Below are 1,219 nucleotides of genomic sequence, written 5' to 3' on the forward strand. Positions count from 1 at the left end.
AGCCACCACAATCCCGCAAGGCGCGCGCCTTGACCGCCTCGCCGCCGGCATCAACGATGCGGTAGCGGCCGGATTGGCCCAGCGCCTCGCGCACGCTGGCGGTAACTTCGGCCAAGTATGACGTATCCGACGTGGCTGAAGCGCCAGCCGAGGCGGCGGTCGTATCCTCGAGCTCGAAATCGAACACGGCCAACGCGACCGGCGCGGGCGTGGCGAGCGCGGCCATGACCTCGCGAGACACGAAAATCTCGGCGCGCTCCCATGATTCATCATTGTCGCCGCGGAAGGTGTAGAGCTTGTCCATCACGAGCTTCTTGGCGCCGACGTCGATCACGGCGACCTTGGCCCATTGCACCAGCGTGCTGGTCTTCTGGATGCCGCCGATGACCTTGAATGCCGCGCCGTCCTGGGCAGACGGCACCGGCCGGTAGCGGCCGTCCGCACTGATATCCCGCCTGAGCGCGGCCATGAACGCCGACAGCCGCCGCTCGTGGGCGGCGGTCTGGTTGGCCGGTTCGGCCGACGTATCGGTGTAGCTGAAATCGTCCATGGCAACGCCGATGGCATCCTCGGCGCCGGCAGGCGAAGAGGCCGCCGGGAGGACGAAGAGGAGGAAAGCAGAGAGGATCAAGCTGATACGGCGCATGCGGGCCTCGTGTGATGGAGCGGCGGCGCAATCTGGACGGCAGCCTCAGGTCATGCAGCTGCGCTGGTCCCGACCAAGGCCGGGAAAATTTCACGACGTTGCACCGCGGTATGCGCAGTGCTTTGCGCCGCTCGCGTTCTGCCGTTTAATGCGCCGGCGACAATTCCGTTCGCGCCAGGTGCCCGCCGATGTGGAACCGCCCGAGGTTCGATCTCAAGGTCCGTCTGACGTTGCGCGTGGCCGCCATATCGGCCGCGTGCTTCGCCGCGATCTCCGCCTATTTCCTCATCACCGCCGACCGCGCGGCCCATGCGCGCCTCGACGACATCGCCGCCATCGTGGCCAAGACGCTGGAGCTGCAACAGGGCAAGATCCAGTGGGTGGCTAGCCCGCGCTCGGACTTTCCCAACCTCGACCCCGTTTCGGCCTATGTGATGACGCCCGGCCTGTGCCTGGCGTTCCGCGGCGTGAGCGGCGACATCATCCAGCGATTCTGCAGTGGCGCGCCGATCCCGGCGAACCCGCCGCCGCAAGTCTTCGTGGCTTTCTATCGCAGCCTGTTCGACCCCGGCC

1 protein-coding gene and 1 pseudogene are annotated in these 1,219 nt (G+C 66.7%); one reads left to right on the forward strand and one right to left on the reverse strand.

Annotated features, from left to right (window positions below):
- A partial coding sequence (locus tag AC0L3X_RS47135) for a DUF2380 domain-containing protein (RefSeq protein ID WP_473317608.1) occupies window positions 1–646 on the reverse strand: 646 nt, incomplete at its 3' end.
- Window positions 647–834: 188 nt separating this feature from the next.
- Here AC0L3X_RS47135 and AC0L3X_RS47140 point away from each other — a divergent pair.
- A pseudogene (locus AC0L3X_RS47140) lies at window positions 835–1,219 on the forward strand (histidine kinase); the annotation flags it as partial.

It is taken from the genome of Bradyrhizobium sp. MI1.7 (genome assembly GCF_055811795.1).